Raw genomic sequence first — 321 nt, forward strand, 5'->3', positions numbered from 1 at the left:
CAACATCAGAAAATATAGAAAAATTTAATGAAGCCTCCAGAATCATAGAAGATCTTGAAAATAAATTCAAATATCTATCAGAGTTACCGGGCAGAACACCTAGTGACTTTACCCTGTGGGTGCAAAACAATCCTGATGTAATAAAACTAACTAGGGCTAACTTTTTAAAAGGATTGACTACAAAAAATTTATCGTTTGAAGATACCGTTCAGCAGTCAACTCAGTTTTTGATAGATAAGGAAAGGATTAATGAGTCATATGAGGCTTTTAAAGAAAAGTTTTCACAAATTTCATGGAGGATAGATGAAAATCATCCTAATT

1 protein-coding gene is annotated in these 321 nt (G+C 32.1%); it reads left to right on the top strand.

Annotated features, from left to right (window positions below; genetic code table 11):
* Nucleotides 1-321, top strand: a 321-nt coding sequence (locus E0702_RS19160) for a hypothetical protein (RefSeq protein WP_165927581.1), incomplete at both ends; no start/stop codon positions are given.

It is taken from the genome of Halomonas marinisediminis, assembly GCF_004347715.1.
GTDB classification, from domain to species: Bacteria; Pseudomonadota; Gammaproteobacteria; order Pseudomonadales; family Halomonadaceae; genus Halomonas; species Halomonas icarae.